Raw genomic sequence first — 18,760 nt, forward strand, 5'->3', positions numbered from 1 at the left:
GCTGTCGTACACCGTGCACATCGGCACGGACGGCGACACCCTCTTCCACTACGCGCAGTGGACCGACGAGGCCGCCCACCAGGAGTTCCTCCGCACCGACCGCGACGACCGGAACGCCGAGATCGACGCCGCGGTACCGGGCATCGAGCGGGCCGGCCTCCACACGTACGTCCCCTACCGCGCCATCGGCCCCACCGCGGGCGGCCGGGCGGCGGACCGGGCGGTGGGCTGCGTCGTGGTCGTGGAGGCCAAGTTCGGCGGCACGGACCCGGGCCGCCCGCGCACCTGGGTGGACCTGGTCCTAGCCGCCCTGGAGTCCGACCCGAACCCGGCGCCGGGCGGCATCTCCGGCACCTTCCACCTCGGATCCGACGGCGCCCGGATGCTCAACTACGCGGAGTGGGAGAGCGAGCAGGCCCACATCGAGGCGCTGGCCGCCCCGGGCCGGGGCATCGGCTCGCAGACCCCCGAGTGGGACAAGGTCCTCGACTTCCCCGCCGTGACCGGCAACCCCGTCCGCCGCTACCTGCCGGCCCTGAGCCTGGCCCCGGAACCGGGGCGGCGCCCGGGTCCCGCCTGACCCGGCCGCGCCGACGGGTGGGCGGCGTGGAACGGGGCAGACGCGGGGGGCCGCTGCCGCGGCGCTTCGATGGTGTTCAGGAGGTCACGATGGACGTCCTCGTGCTGATCGGACGCATCCTGTTCGTCGTACTCTTCCTCGGCAGTGCCCTGGGGCACCTGACCAGGACCAAGGAGATGGCTGGCTACGCCGCCTCCCGCGGCCTGCCGATGGCGACGGCCGCCACCTTCGGCAGCGGACTGCTGCTGCTGGCCGGCGGGGTCAGCGTGGCGGTCGGGCTGTGGGCGGACCTCGGCGCGCTGGCGCTCGCCGCGTTCTGCATCCCGACGGCCGTCCTGATGCACGCGTTCTGGAAGGAGAGCACACCGCAGGCGAAGCAGCTGGAGCAGACGATGTTCCTCAAGGACATCGCGCTCGGCGGCGCCGCGCTGGTGATGTTCGCGTTCTTCGCGTACGCCGGCCACGACCTCGGGCTGATGGTCACCGCGCCGTTCTGCTCGATCAGCTGACCGGAGGGCTCGAACCGGCCCCCGGGCGGCGATCCTGCCGCGTCCCGAGCGTGTCGAAACCCGTGTCGTGATCGTTTCTTCGTGCGGGAGCACCTTGATACACGCCGGTACGGGAGGACACGCGGTGACCGCTTGGCAGTACATCGCCGGGGCGGGCCTGGTGGCGGCGCTCGGACCGCTGCACGCTCAGGTGGCCGCCCCGGCCGGTGACGGCGCGGACCGCGCCCCGGCGTCCGCGCGGGCCGCGGCGCCGTCGGCGGCCGCGGTGCCCCCGGCGGCCCCCGGGTGCGCACCGGACCGGCCCGCGCCGGCGGCGGGCCGGCCGAGCGTACGGGCGCTCCCGCCCGGGCCCGCGGGGGCGACCGTACGGCACACGCCGCTGCCGCCCGCACCGACGCCCGCCCCCGTGCCCACGCCGCCGCCCGTGGCCGCGCCGGTGGCCCTCCCCGTACCGCCACCGGCCGCCCCGGAGCCGCAGCCGGCTCCGGCCGTCGCGCGGGCCGGGATCCCCGCCGCGCCCGCCCCGGCACCGGCCCCGCCCGCTTCCCCGCGGCCCTCGGCCCGGCCGGCCCCGGCCGCCGCCCCGGTGTTCCACGTCCGTCCGTACCGCTCGACCCTCCGGCGGCGCGGCCCGGACGGCCTGTCCACCGTGATGCTCATGGTCGTCGTCACCACCCCGGCCGTCCTCGCGGCCGCCGCCCTGCGCCCGCGTTCCAAGGGCCGCGGCGCCTGATCCCCCCCCCGCACCCCCACCACACCGTCAACGGGAGACCCCTCGTGTCCGAATGGCTGGTCCTGGCCATCGCCATGGTGCTTGTCTGCGCCCTCGTCTTCGCCTTCACCGTCCTCCGGCACCGCCGCGCCGCCGATGACGAGGACACCAGTGAAACCCCCGACGTCATCGAGTACATGACGATGATGGTCGGCGTGGTCTACGCGATCGTGCTGGGCCTGGCCATCGCCGGGGTCTGGGAGGCGCGCGGCGCCGCCGAGGACACCGTGCGCCGCGAGGCGCAGGCACTGTACGAGGTCAGCCAGCGCGCCGACGTCTACCCGGCTGCCGTCCGTGACCGGATCCGCGGCGAGGTGCACGCGTACGTCGCCCACACCGTCGGCGTGGACTGGCCGCGGATGGCCGACGGCGAGTCCCCGACCGCGCGGGGCGCCGAACTCCTCGGCACGCTGCGCTCCGACGTCACCCACCAGAGCCCGGCGACCGAGCTCCAGGCGCAGGCCTACCAGCCCCTGCTGGACCAGATCGCGACCGCCGACGACGCCCGGCACTCGCGCACCCAGAGCTCGGAGGCCACACTGCCGGGCGTGGTGTGGTTCGGCCTGCTCACCGGTGGTGTGGTGACCATCGGGCTGATCTTCACTCTGCAGATCCGCCGCTCGGGCCGCGAGCTGCTGCTCGCCGGCCTGTTCACCGCGCTGATCGTCTTCCTGCTGTTCATGGTGTGGAGCTTCGACGCGCCCTACGGCCGGGACGGAATCGATTCGGCGGCCCCGTTCCAGGACCTCTTCCCGGCCCTGGGCCTGGCCCTGGAGAAGTGATCCCCGGGCCGGTCGCCCCCGGGCCGGTCGTCTCCGGGCCGGTCGTCTCCGGGCCGGTCGTCTCCGGGAGCCGTCGCCCCCCCCGGGCCGGAAGCCCCCGCCCCGCCCGCGGTCCGTCCGGCGCCTCAGGTCCCGGCCTCGGTCCGCTCGTCCGTCCGCTCCACCAGCCGCCGCTCCCGGTCCGTGAGCGGCGGCGCGGTCAGCGGCTCGCGCCGCGGCCCGCGCGCGACGGCCAGCGCCACCTCCGGGCGCAGCAGCGCGGTGGGCGGGGCGGACAGGGTCATCACGTCGAACAGGGCCCTGGTGACCAGCGGCCGGCTCGTCGCCGTCAGCATCAGCCGGTCCATGTAGCCGCGCAGCAGGCCCGCGGCCCGCCCCGGCCGCTTGCCCCGGGCGTCCGGGTAGAGGATGTCCTGCGCGGTCGCCAGGTCCCACGCCGTGGCGACCGGCCCGGCCGCGGCCCGCTGCACGCGGCGCGCGAAACCCGGCGCGTCGAGGCCGCGCGCCGCGAGTTCCGTACGCAGGGCCAGCACCCCCTGCGCGGCCACCGACATGCCGTGCCCGTACACCGGGTTGTACGTCGCGACGGCGTCGCCGACGACCACGAGACCCTCGGGCCACCGCTTGACCCGCTCCAGGAAGTTGCGCCGGTTGACCGTGGAGCGGGTGACCACCACGTCGGTGAGCGGCTCGGCCCGTGCGATCAGCTCGCCCACCACCGGGTGGCGCACGGAGCGCGCGAAGGCTTCGAAGTCGTCGGCGGAGCCGGTCGGTTCGCCGCCGCGGGTGCCCGACAGCGTCGCCAGCCAGCGCCCGTGCTCGATCGGCATGACCGTCGCCGTGCGCCCGGGCACCGCGACCCGTGGATCGGACTGCACGTTGACCACCGGGAAGTCCTCGGTACCCGCGGGAGCCCGGAAGATCCGGCTGGCGTAGGCGAGCCCGGAGTCGACCTCCTCGCTGTGCACGGGGCCGACGCCGAGCTCCTCCAGCAGCCGTGGCGCCCGCGATCCCCGTCCGCTCGCGTCGACGACGAGATCGGCGGCCAGGACCCGCTCCGCGCCGTCCGCCGCACGGATCGTCACGCCGGTGACCCGCTCCGGGCCGCCCCGGAACCCCAGCAGCTCCGTCCGGTGCAGCACGGTGACCTCCGGCCGCCGTACGACCGTGTCGCGCACCGTCCAGTCCAGCAGGTCACGGCTGGAGGCGATGAGGAACTGCATCTCCGGGTAGCGCCGGATCCAGCCGCTCGCCGACATCGACACCAGGCCCGTCGGCAGGGCGATCCGCCGCGCGCCGCCCGCCAGCCAGCGGTCCACGGTGCCCGGCACCAGCTCCTCGATCGCCCGCGCGCCGCCCGACCACAGCAGGTGCGCGTGGTGCGCCTGGGGCAGGCCGCGGCGGGGCCCGGGGGCGTCGGGCAGCGTGTCGCGGTCGATGACGGTCACCGTCGCGAGGTGGTCGGCGAGGGCGGCGGCGGCCAGCATGCCGGCGAGCCCGCCGCCGATCACCACCGCGTGCCGCGCGGAGCCGGCGGACGGGCCGGCGGACGGGCCGGCGCAACAGCCAGTGGGTGAGCCGACGCAACAGCCAGTGGGTGAGCCGGCGCAAGAGCCGGCGGGGGAGCCGTGTGGGCTGGGGGAGGGGCCGTGGGTCACTCTGTGTGCTTCGCTCATCGAAGGCCGCTCCCTGTGGCTGCCGCGTGGCGGCGCACCGCCGCCACGACGGGTGAATGACGCAGCGCGTGGGAGATCCGTACCAGGTCGCGGGGACCGTCGGCCGGATCGTGCACGTGCTGCCGGCTGGATCCCACGATCCTGCCCTCGGGGTCCGCCGAGCGCGTCTGGAGGGCGACCGCGACCATCGCGGCGACGGCGACCGCCCGGGCGGTCGCCTCGTCCGCGCCGGTGGCCAGGGCCTGTTCGTACCCCTGTTCCCCGTGCCGGTGGTCCAGGTACGGCCCCAGGTGCAGGAAGCCGTCGTGGATGTCCGACTCGCGCTGGATCATGCGGAGTTCGGCCGGGGACCACCAGGCCATCCGGACGCACGGAGTGCCCTCCGGCGCGGCGCTGCGCAGCTCGTGCCACAGCGTGCCCAGCCGCCGGTACGTCGACCAGGTCTGCCAGCTGTCGGAGACCCGCTGGCACACCAGCGGCACGATGAACCCGATCGCGCTGATCAGGGCCCCGATCGAGACGAGCTGCGGGGCGACGTAGGAGCTGACGTGGTCGAGGTCGGCGCCGGACCAGCGGGCGAAGATCGCGGTGAACTTCGCGGCGTCGAAGCTGAGGTTGAAGACGTAGCCGACGACGATGACCATGAGCCCGACGCGCAGCCAGCCGCGCACCTGGAGGGACCAGCGCCAGCACAGGGCCACCATCACCACGGCGGCGACCGTGTGCGCCGCCAGGTACAGCACGATCATCTCGCGGATGAAGGGCGTGGTGATGTAGTACGTGTCCAGGTCGCGCAGTCGTTCGACCGGGGCGTCGCCCAGGGCGAACAGCACGATGAGCGCCACGATCACGCCGCTGTAGCCGAGGATCCAGCGGCGGGAGACGCGGCGCGTCCGTTCGGGCGGGCCGCCGCGCCAGTTGACGATCAGCACCAGGCAGGAGGCGCTGAAGGCGGTGATCAGGCAGTAGACGAGCGGGGCGGAGAAGTTGGAGATCCCGCTCCAGCTGTTGACCGCCGCGATGGTGGGAGGGGCGGCGAAGGTGAAGACGGCGCCCGCCAGGACGAGCAGGGCGCACACGGAACGCAGCAGGGGGTCGCGCCAGTTGTGCCGTAACGCGGGCAGTTTGAAGGCGAGGGAGACCGCCATCGCGGCTGCGGGTACGTAGTAGTCCTCGCCGTTCAACGGTCGGTCCTGTGCCCCCGGTATCCGAGCGACGCCTCGATCCGGCCCGCGAGCTGGTCCCGGTGCACGGGGGCCCGGTGGCTCGCCGAGCCGGCCAGCCAGGGGCGGCACTTGCTGCCGAGCAGCAGGCCGAAGGTCTCCGCCTCGGTCTCCTCCTGGACGTCGGAGCGGGTGCGCGCGGCGACCCGCCGTACCGTCTCGCTGAGGTCGGCCTCGTCGGACAGCAGCCGGGCGGCGACGGCGGCGCCGTCGACGTGGTGGCTGCAGTGGCCGGCCTTCATGTGCCACAGCTCGTGGCCGAGGATCACCAGCTGGTGGTCGGGCGCGGTGCGTTCCTCGATGACGACCAGGTCACGGTCGGCCATGTCGAGCCACAGTCCGCTGGCCGTGCCCGCCGGGAACGCGGCCATCCGGAAGTCCACCCGACGGCCCCGGTGCCTGCTCATGCCGTCGCACAGGGCGGCGTAGAGGTCCACGGGTTCCACGGGGGCGTCCAGCGTGAGGCCGGCCACCAGCTCCCCGCACAGCCGCCGCTGCTCTCTGCCTATGCTCACCGTTCTCCCCGTCGGCGCGGATCCGGATCAGGACTCGTGGGGTCGGACGCAGACATCCGCCTGGGTCAGGACTCGTTCGGTTTGACGCTTTCGAGAAGCATGTCCAGCCATTCCGTCACCTTGTCCCGGTGCTTGTCGCTGGGCAGTTGGGCGGCGCGCCAGGCAATGCCCCGCACTCCGTGGTTCTGCAGAAGTCTCGCCAGCGGATCGTCCGCCGAATCCGACTTCGAGCCTACGCTTTCGCGGCGCTCCCGGTCCCGCTCCCGACCTGCGAAGTCCTGAAGAAGCTGCTGTTCGGTCCGGAGCAGCGCGTCGGTCAGGGCGTCGGCGTCATGGGCCGTCAGGAATCCGGCGTGCACGCCGAAGAACCGCTGGATCGCGTCGCAGTGCTCCATCGTCGGGCGGCGGTCCCCGTTGATCAGGGCGCCCGCCTGCTGGCGTGACATGGCGGCGCCGTCCGCGATCTCCTGCTGGGTGTAGCGGCGGCCGTTCGGCTTGACCCGGGTACGGCGCAGCAGGTCCAGCCGCTGCAGGAAGCGCGCCTGGAGGTCCGGTTCGCCGGCGGGGCGGCCCTCCAGCAGGGTGCGGACCACGTCCGTGGGGACGCCGGACGCCTCCGAGAGCCGGCGCAGGTCGAAGACCTCGCTGTGGGCGCGTCCTAGCTTGTCCGCGAGTTCGGCGACGCGCGTGACGGTGGCTGCCAGGGGCATGTTGGCCACCGCGACGGGAGCCGGGAAGCCGTCTGTCACCAGTGGTTCTCCTAGATCGCGCGGGGCCGGTTCGGGGCATGTCGTGGGCCCTTGGAGGCTATCCGGTCAGTGCGCGTACGGCTAGAACTTGCCACAGCTGTGGCGGGAATGAGCTGTCAAGAGGCTGGAATTGCCACAATAGTTGACACTCGAATGACGTCGGTAGCAGGATCGCCACACGGAAACGAAGATCCAGACCGCGAGAAGGGGGAGCTCTCGGTGCCACATCTCGCAGCGGTGGGCCCGTCCGACGGCCTCTCCCGCACGACCGGTGAGGAGCGCCTGACGGGCGATGAGTCCGTACGCGGCGCAGTCCGGTCGGAACGACGCAAGGAGCTTTTGCGCCAGCGGCGCGAGGAGCTGGGCCTGAGCCAGGAGGACGTCGCCGCGCGCCTGCGCATCAGTGTCCGCGCGTACGGAAACTGGGAACGCGGCCTGGTCAAGGAGTGGACGGACCGCAAGCTGCTGGCCCTCGCCGAGGCGCTCGAGATGAGCGAGCGGCAGTGCTTCTGGCTGTTCCGGATCATGGTCGACCGCGACCCGCCACCCACCTGGCACGCCGCCGAGGAGAGCCGACTGCCCGACGATCCGGCCCAGCGCGACTACCTGCGCGACTACGCGGCCCTGATGGAAGCCGTGCCGTACCCGAGCTTCCTGGTGGACCACCGCTGGGACGTCGCCCTCACCAACTCCGCCTTCGACCAGCTCTTCCGTGCCGTCCGGCCGCACCCGACGGCGCTCCCGGACGACAACTTCCTGCGGTTCGTGCTCTTCCACCCGGACGCCGCGGCCGTGCTGGAGGACCACGAACCCGCCTGGTGCGTGCCGCTGCTCGCCCAGTTCGCGACCGCCCTGGCGGCCGGGCCGGACGACGAGGGCCTGCGCAGCATCCGTCAGGAGGTGGCCCGTGACCCGTTCATGGAGGCCGCCTACCGGTACGGGGTGCCGCACTGGCTCAGCACGTACGGCGCCGAGGCCGCCGAGCGGGACGGGGCGGTCCGCGCCGTACGCCACCCCGACCCGGGCCGGGGCGTGGCCCGCTGCCGGATGGTGGCCGAAACCAGCCGGCAGCTGGACGCGATGGGACTGACCCGGATCACCTTCATCCTCTCGGCCCCGCAGGGCGTGCCCGCCGGCCCGGCGCCCGCCGGGACCCCGCGCGGCCAGGGACCGCGCCTGCGCGCCGTGCCGTCGCTGGGAGAGTGACCCCGCAGGGGCCACACTGGTCGGGTCCGTGTCACCGAACGTGGCACGGCGCGGACACCGGTGGCGCCGTGGGGCGCGGGCGAAGGGCGGCGGGAACGTGCGGCTGACGATCCTCGGCGGGGGCGGATTCCGCGTCCCGCTCGTGTACGGAGCACTGCTGGGCGACCGCGCCGAGGGGCGGGTCGCCCACGTCACGCTCTACGACGAGGACCCCGGCCGCCTCACCACCGTGGCCCGGGTCCTGGCGGACCAGGCCCGTGGCGTGGCCGACGCCCCGGCCGTCACCGCCACCAACGACCTCGACGAAGCCCTGCGCGGCGCCGACTTCGTCTTCTCCGCCATCCGCGTGGGCGGCCTCGACGGCCGCGCCGCCGACGAGCGCGTGGCCCTGGCCGAGGGCGTCCTGGGCCAGGAGACCGTCGGCGCGGGCGGGATCGCGTACGGGCTGCGGACCGTACCCGTCGCCCGGGACCTCGCCGCCCGCGTCGCCCGCCTCGCCCCGGACGCCTGGGTCATCAACTTCACCAACCCGGCGGGCCTGGTCACCGAGGCCATGGCCGAAACCCTCGGCGACCGGGCCATCGGCATCTGCGACTCCCCGGTGGGCCTGGGCCGCCGGATCGCCCGGCTGCTCGGGGTCCGCCCCGAGGACGCGTGGATCGACTACGTCGGCCTGAACCATCTGGGCTGGGTCCGGGGCCTGCGGGTCGCCGGGCGCGACGAGCTGCCCCGGCTGCTCGCCGACACCGAGGCCCTGGAGTCCTTCGAGGAGGGCCGGCTCTTCGGCGCCGACTGGCTGCGCTCCCTGGGCGCCGTACCCAACGAGTACCTGCACTACTACTACTTCAACCGGGAGACCGTACGGGCCTACCGGGAGGCCGGGCAGACCCGCGGCGCGTTCCTGCGCGAGCAGCAGCGCGCCTTCTACGCCGAGGCCGACCGCCCCGGCGGGGCGCCCGGCGCCGCCCTGGAGGCCTGGGAGCGCACCCGGGCCGAGCGCGAGGCCACGTACATGGCGGAGAACCGCGAGGCGGCGGGCGCCGGGACGCGCGACGCGAGCGACCTGGAGTCCGGCGGCTACGAGCAGGTCGCCCTGGCCCTGATGCGGGCCATCGCCCGCGACGAGCGCGCCACGCTCATCCTCAACGTCCGCAACCGCGGCACCCTGGCCGCCCTCGACGCCGAGGCGGTCGTCGAGGTGCCCTGCCTGGTCGACGCCAACGGCGCGCACCCGGTGGCCGTCGACCCGCTGCCGTACCACGCGGTGGGGCTCGTGACCTCGGTCAAGGCCGTCGAGCGCGAGGTGCTGGCGGCCGCCGCGAGCGGCTCGCGGGACGCCGCCGTCAAGGCCTTCGCCCTGCATCCGCTGGTGGACTCCGTCGCGGTCGCCCGCCGGCTGCTGGAGCGCTACGGGCGGGAGCACCCGGGCCTGGCGTACCTGCGCTGACACCGGCGGCACCGGCGGCACCGGCGGCACCGTTTGTGGCACCGGCGCGATGCATCCGTACGGCGCAACGCCGCATGCGGCGCGTCGGGGGCACTGTGAGAGTGCGAGATGTGACCACAGCGCCCGCCGTCGCCGTCGCCGCCGCCCCGCCGGTACCGGACCGGCGGCGGCGCAACGTGATCTTCGCGACGATCATGCTGGGTGTGCTGCTGGCCGCCCTCGACCAGACGATCGTGGGCACCGCGCTGCCCACGATCGTGGCCGACCTGGGCGGCGGCGACCACATGTCGTGGGTGGTCACCGCGTACCTGCTGGCGGAGACCGTCGCCACGGTGCTGGTGGGCAAGTTCGGCGACCTCTTCGGCCGCAAGCTCGTCTTCCAGGTCTCCGCGGTCGTCTTCATCACCGGCTCGTTCCTGTGCGGGCTGGCGGCCGACATGACCCTGCTCATCCTGTGGCGGGGCCTCCAGGGCGCCGGCGCCGGCGGCCTGATGGTGACCGCCATGGCGCTCATCGCCGACGTGATCCCCTTGCGCGAACGCGGCACGTACCAGGGCGCGATCGGCGCCGTCTTCGGCGTCGCGACCGTCGTCGGGCCGCTGCTCGGCGGGTTCTTCACCGACCACCTCAGCTGGCGCTGGGCCTTCTACGTCAACGTCCCCCTCGCCATCGGGGTGGTCGTCGCGGCCGCCCGCACCATTCCGGCGGTCCGCGCCACCGCCCGCCCCGTGATCGACTACCTCGGCATCGCGCTCGTCGCCGTCGGCTCCAGCGCGCTGATCCTCGCCACCAGCTGGGGCGGCAACGAGTACGCGTGGGGCTCGCCCGTCATCGTCGGCCTGTTCGTGCTGGGCGCCGCGGCCCTCGCGCTGTTCTGCGTCGCCGAGACCCGGGCCGCCGAACCCATGCTGCCCATGCGGCTCTTCGCCAACCAGGTCTTCACGGTCTGCTCGGTGCTCAGCTTCATCGTCGGCTTCGCCATGCTCGGCGCGATGATCTTCCTGCCGACGTACCTGCAGTTCGTGGACGGGGATTCGGCCACCTGGTCGGGCGTACGGACGCTGCCCCTGGTCGTCGGCCTGCTGATCGCCTCCGTCTTCAGCGGCAACGTCACCAGCAGGACCGGCCACTACCGGATCTTCCCCATCGTCGGCTGCCTGGTGATGGGCGTCGGGCTCTACCTGCTCTCGACCATGGGGCCGGGGATGAACCCGTGGCGGGAATCCCTGTACATGTTCCTGCTCGGCACCGGAATCGGCCTGAGCATGCAGGTCCTGACCATCGCCGTGCAGAACACCGTCGACTACGCCGACCTGGGCACCGCCACGTCAGGCGTCACGTTCTTCCGTACGCTCGGCAGTGCCTTCGGTACCGCCGTCTTCGGCACCATCTACGCCAACACCCTCGGCCCCGAACTGCGTTCAGCCGTCGCCGAGGCGGCCCGCGCCACCGGCACGAACCCGGTCGCCCTGGCCGCCGCCGCGCAGAGCCCGACGGGGGTCCACCGCCTGGAACCGGCGGCGGCCGGGCCCGTCGTCGACGCGTACGCGCACGCGCTGCACACGGTCTTCCTGTGGACGGTGCCGGTGGCCGCCGTGGGCTTCGTCGTGGCCCTCTTCCTCAAGGAGGTCAAGCTCCGCGACAGCGCCCGGGCCGCTTCCACGGACATGGGCGACGGCTTCGCCTCCCCGGCCACCGCCTCCGGCGACTCGGCCAAGCTGCTGGAACTGGCCGTCGGCAAGCTGATCCGGGGGATGGACCCGGACACCGCCCGCGCGATCGTGGCGTCCTGCGACACCCGCCTGGACATCGCGGGGGTGTGGGCCGTGATGCAGGTCGACACGACGACGCGCACCGTCGGCTACGCCGGCCTCGGCCTGATCGCCGGCCGCCGCTCGCTGCCGCCGGAGGTCCTGCTGCCGGTCTTCGAACGGATGGTGGACGAGGGCTACCTCACCCGGGACGACGGCTACTACTCCCTGACTCCGGCCGGTGAGCGCGAGGCCCAGGTGGTCTCCGCCGCCTGGGGCGACTGGCTCAGCGACCGGCTCGAACGCGACCGCGGCCGCCCCAGCAGCACGGAGCTGCGGGCCGCGGCCGACGCGATCGCCAAGCGGCTGCTCGCCGAGGACCTGGCCCAGGGCACGTTCGCGCCCCGGCCGCCGGCCGGGGTCTGAGGCCCGTCGTGGCGGCGGCGGTGGTCTCGCGGGACCGGCGGCGGAGGTCAGCGCGCGGGGGCCGGGGTCGGATAGTCGTACGAGGGGACGGCCGGGAGCTGGGGCAGGTCCGGGCGCCAGGTCCGCAGGACGCCGGCCGACGGTGCGTACAGCACCGACGGGATGTCGGCCGGGGCGAACCACTCCCAGCGGGCGATCTTGTGCGGTTCGGTGACCCGCGCGGTGCCCTCGGCGCCGTGCGCGAGGGCCGCCGCCGTCAGCCGGGTCACCTGCGACACCGAGTCGATCCGTACGCCGAGGATGCCGACGGCGTCCGCCGCCACCCGCAGACCGGTCTCCTCCAGGAGCTCCCGGGCCGCCGCCGTCTCGAAGCCCTCGCCGGGGTCGACCTTGCCGCCGGGCAGCTCCCAGCGGCCGTCGTGGGCCTGGCCGAGCAGCACCCGGCCGCCCGCGCCGAGCAGGATCAGGCCGACGCCGACGACCGCGTTGGGCTGCGGAACGGCCCGCTCGGGGCGCTCGCGGTCGGGGTGCGGGGAATCGGTGGTCATGGGAGTCCTTCCGTTCGGAGCGCACGCGCGGGAGCGTTGTCCGGCCTTCCTCCCTCCATGATCCCATTTCCCGCTTCGGCAACACGGTTTGTCGCGAGAGCCCGCCCGGCCGCACCCTCGGCGGTATGGACACGGAGACGCGGGAGTACGAGATCGTGGTGGTGGGCGGGGGCGCGGCCGGCCTGAGCGCGGCCCTGACCCTGGGCCGGGCGCGCCGCTCGGTGCTGGTCATCGACGCGGGCCATCCGCGCAACGCCCCGGCGGCCCGGATGCACGGCTACCTCGGCCACGACGGCGCGAGCCCGGCCGGGCTGCTGGCGCGGGGCCGCGCGGAGGCGGCCGGGTACGGGGTGCGGATGCTGGCGGGGACGGCGCTGGCCGCCGACCGGCTGCCCGACGGCGGCTTCCTCGTGCGGTGCGACGACGGCCGAGCGGTCCGCGCCGCGCGGCTGCTGGTCGCGACGGGACTGGTGGACGCGCTGCCCGACGTACCGGGTCTGGCCGCCCGGTGGGGACGGGACGTGCTGCACTGCCCGTACTGCCACGGCTGGGAGGTACGGGACGAGCCGCTCGCGGTGCTGGCCGGCGGGCCGAACGCGGTGGCGCAGGCCCAGCTGTGGCGGCAGTGGAGCCCGCGGATCACGCTGATCGCCCAGGGCCGGGTGTTCGGGGCGGACGCGTACGAGGAACTGGCCGCCCGCGGGATCGAGGTGACCGAGGGCCGGGCGGCCGGCCTGGTGGTCGACGACGACCGGCTGACGGGGGTGGTCCTGGACGGCGGGGCGGTCGTGCCGTGCGCCGCGCTGGTCGTGGCCCCGGAACCGAGGCCCAGGGCCGGGATCCTGGCGAGCCTGGGGCTGAGCGCGCAGGCCGACGGGACCGGCGCCACGGCGCTGCCCGGCGTGTGGGTGGCGGGGAACGTGGCCGACCCGATGGCGCACGTCGTCGGCGCGGCGGCGGCGGGGGCACGGGCGGCGGCCGCGCTCCACGCGGACCTGATCGCGGAGGAGACCCGCCGCGCGGTCGCGGCCCGGCGGGAGGCCGACGACAGGTAGGGGTGGGGCGGGGCGGACGGGTTTCGGCCGGGGCGGCGCAGTGCAGGCTACGGGCGATGTGATCGTCGTACGGCTCGCTCGCTCGCTCGCATGCATGCATGCTCGCTCAGGTCAGGGGGACGCAATGGCACATGTGCTGGTCATCGGCGGCGGGGTCGGCGGACTGGCCACCGCGCTGCTCACCGCCCGGCACGGGCATACCGTCGAGTTGTTCGAGCGGGACACCCGGGCCCCCGGCGCCGCCCTCGACCGGGACTTCTTCGGGTGGCGCCGGCCGGCCGTACCGCAGGCGATGCAGCCGCACGTCCTGCTGGGCGCGGCCCGCAGGGTGCTGCGCGACGAGCTGCCCGACGTGTACGCCGAAATGCTCCGGCTCGGGGCGCGGGAGCGGCACGAACTGGACTGGTTCGACGAGCGGCCGCCCGCCCGGGAGGGCGACGAGGACCTGGTGATGCTCCAGGCGCGGCGGATCGTGCTGGAGAGCGCGCTGGCCGGTGCGCTGCGCCGGGAGCCGGGCGTGGTCAGCCGGTACGGGGAACCGGTGACCGGCGTGACCACCGAACCCGGCCCGGTGGTCCGGGTGACGGGCGTCCGTACGGGTGAAGGGGCCGTCCACGCGGGTGATCTGGTCGTGGACGCGGGCGGGCGGCGCGGGGCCGCCGAGCGGTGGCTGGTCGCGGCCGGCTGCCGCCCCGGTGTCGTGGAGCGCCACCGGACCGGACTGGCGTACTTCTGCCGCTGGTACCGGCTGCCCGAGGGCCTCGACGAGGGGCCGCGCCGGCCCTGGAGCGTGAGCGGCGGCACCTTCGCCGGCTGCGCCGCCTTCCCCGCCGACAACCGGGTTTTCGCGGTGACGCTGTTCGTCCACACCGACGACCCCAGCCGCTCGGCGCTGCGCGACCCGGCGGTCTTCGAGGCCGCCGCCCGCACGTTCGCGCCCGGCGCGGCCTGGCTGGACCTGGGGGCCGAGCCGCTGTCCGAGGTGCTCGCCCAGGCCGGCCTGGACAACCGGTGGAGCGCCCTGGTGGACGACCGGGGCCCGGTCGTCGCCGGGTTCGTGCCCGTCGGCGACGCCATCACGCACACCAATCCGACCCTGGGCCAGGGCGCCTCGCTCGCCCTGTGGGCCGCACTGCGCATCGCCCGTACGGCGGACCGGGACACCGGCTCGGCGGACTTCGCGGCCGGCTACCACGCCTGGGCGGTGCGCACCCTCAAGCCGTGGTTCGACTTCCAGGTGACCGCCGACGCGGCCATCGGCGAACGCTACGCCTCCCGGGCCGGACGCACCGGCGCGGCCCGCGAGGCCGCCGCCCTCTTCGACTGCGCGCTGGACGACCCCGAGGTGATGCGGGTGCGGGCCAGGGTCCGGCACCTCGCCGAGTCACCCGAACGCGCCTACACCGACCCCGAGGTCCGCGCCCGGGTCGCCCGCTGGCTGGCGGCCCGCCCGGACTACGTCCCGAACGCGGCCGGTCCGGACCGCGCCACCTGGGAAAAGATCACCGGCCTGTGAGCGCCCGGTCACGTCATCCGGCGAGCCGTCCACGCCCAGGCAGCCCCGACCACGGCCTGACCTCCATGTCACGCCGACGGCCTACCAGCGGCGGCGCATCCAGTTCGGCCACGCCTTGGCGTGCTCGCGGATGATCTCGGCCCGGTGCTCCGGCCGGGAGCCGTCCAGGGCCAGCCGCAGGGTATGAACCCGGGCCCATGTGCGTTGGGCGGAGATCAGCACGGCCCCCACGGATGCGGGGAAAACCGGGTTGCTCAGCAGGGCCTCGAGCGCGGTGGCGGTGTTCACGTCGTCCTCTCCCGTCGTCGGTGCGGCGCCTTCGAGAGAGGCGCCCCCGGGAAGGGATGCGCCGATCTCAACGAAGGCAGGTGGAACTGCCGAACACGGCCGCCCGCCAGCCGTGCCTCACGCGCCTGGGGGCACATGAGTGTTCGTTGAGATCTGCTGAGCGGCCACTGGGCCGAACAGCGTTCCAGACGCGGCGACTGTAGCGACAACCACGCTGAACCGACAAACAGGCAGGTACGCAGGGGGAGTTGAATCCAACGCACCACCGGGATACGAAGGCAGTGCCGACTCGGACCGGCGCTGCGAGGGGTCAGCTGCACCGAGCAGAGTCGGGGGTGCTGGATCGCTCGGCCGGAGCCGTGAAAACGCTTCGACAGCGCCCCTCGGTGTCCGGCAGAGTGGCCGCCCATGACGAGCAGTGAGCTGTGGACCCGTGCGACCGCCGAACGCTACGACGCCGAGGAGACCGAGACGTCCTCGGCCGCCGTTCTCGGGCCGACGCTCGCCTTCCTCGCCGAGCTCGCCGGCGACGGCCGGGCACTGGAGTTCGCCATCGGAACCGGACGCGTGGGCGTCCCGCTCCGGGAACGCGGCGTGCCGGTCGTGGGCATCGAACTGTCCGAGCACATGGCAGCGGTGCTGCGGCGCAAGAGCGACGAGGACACGCTCCCGGTCGTCATCGGTGACATGGCCACCACCGTCGTTCCCGGCGAGTTCACCCTGGTCTATCTCGTCTACAACACCATCACGAACCTGCTCACGCAGGACGAGCAGGTCGAGTGCTTCCGCAACGCCGCACGTCATCTCGAGCCCGGCGGCCGATTCGTCATCGAGCTGGGCGTGCCGCCGCTGCGGTTCCTGCCGCCCGGCCAGGTCGCGGTGCCGTTCGACGTATCCGAACAGCATGTCGGCTTCGACACCTTCGACCTCGTCGAGCAGATCCTCGTCTCGCACCACTTCACCCGCGACGGCGACGACGGCAGCTACCGCCGCGACAACTCCCGGCACCGGTACGCCTGGCCGGCAGAGCTCGACCTGATGGCACGGATCGCCGGGCTCGAGCTGGAACGTCGCGTCGCGGACTGGGACGGGGCTCCGTTCACGCAGGACTCCGTGAAGCACATCTCCGTGTGGCGCAAGCCGGACCGCTAGGCCGGCCAGCGGGCCGTCGACGTACTCCGTGACCGTCTCGACCCCGAGCTACGTTCCGACCGTGCCGAGCACTTCGGCGAGGTCGTAGCCGACGATCTCCTCCAGCTGGGCGTACGTGCAGCTGTCGGGGGCGCGGTCCGGGCGCCAGCGGCGGAACTGGGCCGTGTGGCGGAACCGGTCGCCCTCCATGTGGTCGTAGGCCACCTCGCAGACGCGTTCGGGGCGCAGGGGGACCCAGGAGAGGTCCTTCTTGCCGGTCCAGCGGCTCTGCGCGCCGGGCAGGCGGGCGCTCTCGTGCGCGCTCTCGTCCGTCCAGGCGGCCCAGGGGTGGCCGGCCGCGCCGTCCGGCATCAGCAGGGGTTCCAGTTCGCCGACGAGTTCGGCGCGGCGTTTCATGGGGAACGCGGCGCAGACCCCGACGTGCTGGAGGCGGCCGTGGTCGTCGTGGAGGCCGAGGAGGAGCGATCCGACAATCGGACCGCTCTTGTGGAAACGGTAGCCGGCGACGACGACATCGGCCGTACGCTCGTGCTTGATCTTGAACATGAGGCGTGCGTCGGGCCGGTAGGGCAGGTCGAGGGGTTTGGCGACCACCCCGTCGAGCCCGGCGCCTTCGAATCGCTCGAACCACTCCCGCGCGAGGGCGGGGTCGGTGGTCGCGGGCGCCAGATGAACGGGGGGCCGGGCCATGGACAGGGCCTGTGACAGCGCGGTACGGCGGTCGGCGAGCGGGGTGTCGAGGAGTGCCTCGTCGCCGAGGGCGAGCAGATCGAAGGCCACGAAGCTGGCGGGGGTCGTCTCCGCGAGCATCCTCACGCGGGACGCCGCCGGGTGGATCCGCTCGGTGAGGCGGTCGAAGTCCAGCCGTCCGCCGTGAACGATCACGATCTCGCCGTCCACGACGCAGCGGCCGGGCAGGTTCTCCTTCAGGGCCGTCACCAGCTCGGGGAAGTAGCGGGTCAGCGTCTTGCCGGTGCGGCTGCCGATCTCCACCTCGTCCCCGTCGCGGTGCACGATGGCCCGGAAGCCGTCCCACTTGGCCTCGTACTGCATGCCCGGCGGGATCGTGGTCACGGACTTGGCGAGCATCGGCTTGACGGGAGGCATCACGGGCAGATCCATGCCTCGATTCTGCGGTGGTACGGACGGCCTCGCCCGGTGTGCGGGGCCCGCCCGGCCCGCCTACCGTGGCGCACATGGGTGCATCCGGTCATGCGATCGAGCTGGACGCGGGCGGACGGACGGTCCGGCTGTCCAATCCGGACAAGGTGTACTTCCCGGAGCGGGGGCTGACCAAGCGGGACGTGGCCACGTACTACCTGGCCGTGGCCGACGGCATCACGCGCGCCCTCCGGGACCGCCCCACCACCCTGGAGCGCTACCCCGACGGGGTGGAGGGCGAGTCGTTCTTCCAGAAGCGCGCCCCGAAGAACCTGCCCGACTGGATCCCCACCGCCCACATCTCCTTCCCCAGCGGGCGGACGGCCGACGAGATCTGCCCGACCGAAACGGCCGCCGTGCTGTGGGCCGCCAACCTGGGCTGTCTGACCTTCCACCCCTGGCCGGTGCGCCGTGCGGACACCGACCGTCCCGACGAGCTGCGCATCGACCTCGACCCGCAGCCGGGTACCGACTACCACCACGCGGTGGCGGCCGCCCACGAGCTGCGGGCCCTGCTGGACGAGCTGGGCCTGCGCGGCTGGCCCAAGACCTCCGGCGGCCGGGGCCTGCACGTCTTCGTGCCGATCGAGCCGCGCTGGACCTTCACCGAGGTCCGCCGCTGCGCGATCGCGCTGGGCCGGGAACTGGAGCGCCGGATGCCCGGCAAGGTCACCACCGCCTGGTGGAAGGAGGAGCGCGGCGAGCGGATCTTCGTCGACTACAACCAGACCGCCCGAGACCGCACCATCGCCTCCGCCTACTCCATCCGCCCGCGCCCGCACGCCCCGGTTTCCGCCCCGCTGCGCTGGGACGAGATCGACTCCGCCGAGCCCCGCGACTTCGACATCGTCACCATGCCCGCGCGCTATGCCGAACTCGGCGACATCCACGCGGACATGGACGAGCAGGCCTTCACCCTGGACGCCGTCCTGGAGCTGTCCCACCGCGACGAACACGATCACGGCCTGGGAGACATGCCGTACCCGCCGGACTACCCGAAGATGCCGGGCGAACCCAAGCGGGTCCAGCCGAGCCGTGCCAAGCGCGAGGACTGAGGCGTCGTGCTCCGGCACGTCGGCTTGACGCGCGTTGATCGGTCGTTGATCGGACGCTCATCGGGCCCGACAAGGATCGGCGCATGTCGATCAACACGAACACGACGGCTCCCGCTTGGCACGAGCTCGCCCTCTGCGCCCAGACCGGCCCGGACTTCTTCTTCCCGGAACCGGGCACGTCCCTGCACGACGCGAAGCGCCTGTGCGGGGCGTGCGAGGGCCGGGCCGGGTGCCTGGAGTACGCGCTGGCCAACGACGAGCGGTTCGGCGTCTGGGGCGGCCTGTCGGAGCGCGAGCGCAACGCCCTGCGGCCGAGCGGCAGCCGCCGGGGCTAGCAGCCGCCGGGGTC

Annotated in this window: 19 protein-coding genes; 12 read left to right on the top strand and 7 right to left on the bottom strand. The window is 73.7% G+C overall.

The annotated features are described in order from the left end of the window. Nucleotides 1-13: 13 nt before the first annotated feature. The 4 genes from ACIPXB_RS16940 (at nt 14) to ACIPXB_RS16955 (ending at nt 2,643) form a co-directional block, all read left to right on the top strand. Entirely contained in the window at nt 14-580 is a 567-nt protein-coding gene (locus tag ACIPXB_RS16940; protein WP_401450089.1) for an antibiotic biosynthesis monooxygenase, read from the top strand. An 89-nt stretch (nt 581-669) separates the two neighbouring features. Beyond that, nucleotides 670-1,089: a DoxX family membrane protein gene (locus tag ACIPXB_RS16945; RefSeq protein WP_401450091.1), complete on the top strand. Its 420-nt coding sequence runs from the start codon at nt 670-672 to the stop codon at nt 1,087-1,089. A gap of 124 nt (nt 1,090-1,213) precedes the next feature. After that, on the top strand, nt 1,214-1,822 hold the full coding sequence (locus ACIPXB_RS16950; RefSeq protein WP_401450093.1) for a hypothetical protein: 609 nt from the start codon (nt 1,214-1,216) through the stop codon (nt 1,820-1,822). Nucleotides 1,823-1,866: 44 nt separating this feature from the next. Then, a complete protein-coding gene (locus tag ACIPXB_RS16955; protein ID WP_401450095.1) occupies nt 1,867-2,643 on the top strand; it encodes a hypothetical protein in 777 nt (258 codons plus the stop codon). Nucleotides 2,644-2,768: 125 nt separating this feature from the next. Here the strand turns inward: ACIPXB_RS16955 and ACIPXB_RS16960 are convergent, their stop codons facing one another. The 4 genes from ACIPXB_RS16960 to ACIPXB_RS16975 form a co-directional block, all read right to left on the bottom strand. After that, nucleotides 2,769-4,130 (bottom strand): FAD-dependent oxidoreductase, encoded by a 1,362-nt coding sequence (locus ACIPXB_RS16960; RefSeq protein WP_401450223.1) that lies wholly within the window; start codon nt 4,128-4,130, stop codon nt 2,769-2,771. Nucleotides 4,131-4,315: 185 nt separating this feature from the next. Beyond that, entirely contained in the window at nt 4,316-5,503 is a 1,188-nt protein-coding gene (locus ACIPXB_RS16965) for an MAB_1171c family putative transporter (protein WP_401450097.1), read from the bottom strand. Beyond that, nucleotides 5,500-6,057, bottom strand: a complete 558-nt coding sequence (locus tag ACIPXB_RS16970; RefSeq protein WP_401450099.1) for a toxin-antitoxin system, toxin component — start codon at nt 6,055-6,057, stop codon at nt 5,500-5,502. Before ACIPXB_RS16970 ends, ACIPXB_RS16965 begins: the two co-directional genes overlap by 4 nt. 65 nt (nt 6,058-6,122) lie before the next feature. Next, nucleotides 6,123-6,806 (bottom strand): helix-turn-helix domain-containing protein, encoded by a 684-nt coding sequence (locus tag ACIPXB_RS16975; protein WP_401450102.1) that lies wholly within the window; start codon nt 6,804-6,806, stop codon nt 6,123-6,125. A gap of 219 nt (nt 6,807-7,025) precedes the next feature. Between ACIPXB_RS16975 and ACIPXB_RS16980 the strand changes: the two genes are divergently transcribed. The 3 genes from ACIPXB_RS16980 to ACIPXB_RS16990 all read left to right on the top strand — a co-directional run bounded on the left by ACIPXB_RS16980 (nt 7,026) and on the right by ACIPXB_RS16990 (nt 11,636). After that, a complete protein-coding gene (locus ACIPXB_RS16980; protein ID WP_401450105.1) occupies nt 7,026-8,012 on the top strand; it encodes a helix-turn-helix domain-containing protein in 987 nt (328 codons plus the stop codon). A 97-nt stretch (nt 8,013-8,109) separates the two neighbouring features. Next, nucleotides 8,110-9,459: a 6-phospho-beta-glucosidase gene (locus ACIPXB_RS16985; protein ID WP_401450107.1), complete on the top strand. Its 1,350-nt coding sequence runs from the start codon at nt 8,110-8,112 to the stop codon at nt 9,457-9,459. A gap of 74 nt (nt 9,460-9,533) precedes the next feature. Then, a complete protein-coding gene (locus ACIPXB_RS16990; RefSeq protein WP_401450109.1) occupies nt 9,534-11,636 on the top strand; it encodes a DHA2 family efflux MFS transporter permease subunit in 2,103 nt (700 codons plus the stop codon). Nucleotides 11,637-11,683: 47 nt separating this feature from the next. Here ACIPXB_RS16990 and ACIPXB_RS16995 read toward each other — a convergent pair whose 3' ends face one another. After that, the gene (locus ACIPXB_RS16995) at nt 11,684-12,184 is read right to left on the bottom strand and encodes an NUDIX hydrolase (RefSeq protein WP_401450111.1); all 501 of its coding nucleotides are present in this window, start codon (nt 12,182-12,184) and stop codon (nt 11,684-11,686) included. 125 nt (nt 12,185-12,309) lie between these two features. Here ACIPXB_RS16995 and ACIPXB_RS17000 point away from each other — a divergent pair, with 125 nt between their 5' ends. Beyond that, the gene (locus ACIPXB_RS17000; RefSeq protein WP_401450113.1) at nt 12,310-13,239 is read left to right on the top strand and encodes an NAD(P)/FAD-dependent oxidoreductase; all 930 of its coding nucleotides are present in this window, start codon (nt 12,310-12,312) and stop codon (nt 13,237-13,239) included. A 124-nt stretch (nt 13,240-13,363) separates the two neighbouring features. Continuing rightward, nucleotides 13,364-14,755 carry an NAD(P)/FAD-dependent oxidoreductase gene (locus ACIPXB_RS17005; protein WP_401450115.1) on the top strand — a complete coding sequence of 464 codons (1,392 nt, stop codon included), beginning with the start codon at nt 13,364-13,366 and terminating at the stop codon, nt 14,753-14,755. An 81-nt stretch (nt 14,756-14,836) separates the two neighbouring features. On the opposite strand, the gene ACIPXB_RS17010 is transcribed toward ACIPXB_RS17005, so the two are convergent. Then, nucleotides 14,837-15,043: a hypothetical protein gene (locus ACIPXB_RS17010; RefSeq protein ID WP_401450117.1), complete on the bottom strand. Its 207-nt coding sequence runs from the start codon at nt 15,041-15,043 to the stop codon at nt 14,837-14,839. Nucleotides 15,044-15,451: 408 nt separating this feature from the next. Here ACIPXB_RS17010 and ACIPXB_RS17015 point away from each other — a divergent pair, with 408 nt between their 5' ends. Next, entirely contained in the window at nt 15,452-16,195 is a 744-nt protein-coding gene (locus tag ACIPXB_RS17015; protein WP_401450119.1) for a class I SAM-dependent DNA methyltransferase, read from the top strand. 48 nt (nt 16,196-16,243) lie between these two features. Here the strand turns inward: ACIPXB_RS17015 and ACIPXB_RS17020 are convergent, their stop codons facing one another. After that, nucleotides 16,244-17,317, bottom strand: a complete 1,074-nt coding sequence (locus ACIPXB_RS17020; RefSeq protein ID WP_401450121.1) for an ATP-dependent DNA ligase — start codon at nt 17,315-17,317, stop codon at nt 16,244-16,246. Between the two features lie 74 nt (nt 17,318-17,391). Here ACIPXB_RS17020 and ligD point away from each other — a divergent pair, with 74 nt between their 5' ends. Both ligD and ACIPXB_RS17030 read left to right on the top strand, forming a co-directional pair. Next, the gene (ligD, locus tag ACIPXB_RS17025; protein ID WP_401450124.1) at nt 17,392-18,411 is read left to right on the top strand and encodes a non-homologous end-joining DNA ligase; all 1,020 of its coding nucleotides are present in this window, start codon (nt 17,392-17,394) and stop codon (nt 18,409-18,411) included. Nucleotides 18,412-18,494: 83 nt separating this feature from the next. Then, the gene (locus tag ACIPXB_RS17030; protein ID WP_401450126.1) at nt 18,495-18,746 is read left to right on the top strand and encodes a WhiB family transcriptional regulator; all 252 of its coding nucleotides are present in this window, start codon (nt 18,495-18,497) and stop codon (nt 18,744-18,746) included. Nucleotides 18,747-18,760 lie beyond the last annotated feature (14 nt).

This window comes from Streptomyces sp. NPDC090022, from assembly GCF_044748145.1.
GTDB lineage: Bacteria > Actinomycetota > Actinomycetes > Streptomycetales > Streptomycetaceae > Streptomyces.

Coding starts and splice junctions, on each gene's coding strand:
- ACIPXB_RS17015 (WP_401450119.1), top strand. CDS start 15,452: ATGACGAGCAGTGAGCTGTGGACCCGTGCGACCGCCGAACGCTACGAC.
- ACIPXB_RS16995 (WP_401450111.1), bottom strand. CDS start 12,184: ATGACCACCGATTCCCCGCACCCCGACCGCGAGCGCCCCGAGCGGGCC.
- ACIPXB_RS17030 (WP_401450126.1), top strand. CDS start 18,495: ATGTCGATCAACACGAACACGACGGCTCCCGCTTGGCACGAGCTCGCC.
- ACIPXB_RS17005 (WP_401450115.1), top strand. CDS start 13,364: ATGGCACATGTGCTGGTCATCGGCGGCGGGGTCGGCGGACTGGCCACC.
- ACIPXB_RS16990 (WP_401450109.1), top strand. CDS start 9,534: ATGCGGCGCGTCGGGGGCACTGTGAGAGTGCGAGATGTGACCACAGCG.
- ACIPXB_RS17020 (WP_401450121.1), bottom strand. CDS start 17,317: ATGGATCTGCCCGTGATGCCTCCCGTCAAGCCGATGCTCGCCAAGTCC.
- ACIPXB_RS16960 (WP_401450223.1), bottom strand. CDS start 4,130: ATGCTGGCCGCCGCCGCCCTCGCCGACCACCTCGCGACGGTGACCGTC.
- ACIPXB_RS16945 (WP_401450091.1), top strand. CDS start 670: ATGGACGTCCTCGTGCTGATCGGACGCATCCTGTTCGTCGTACTCTTC.
- ACIPXB_RS17000 (WP_401450113.1), top strand. CDS start 12,310: ATGGACACGGAGACGCGGGAGTACGAGATCGTGGTGGTGGGCGGGGGC.
- ligD (WP_401450124.1), top strand. CDS start 17,392: ATGGGTGCATCCGGTCATGCGATCGAGCTGGACGCGGGCGGACGGACG.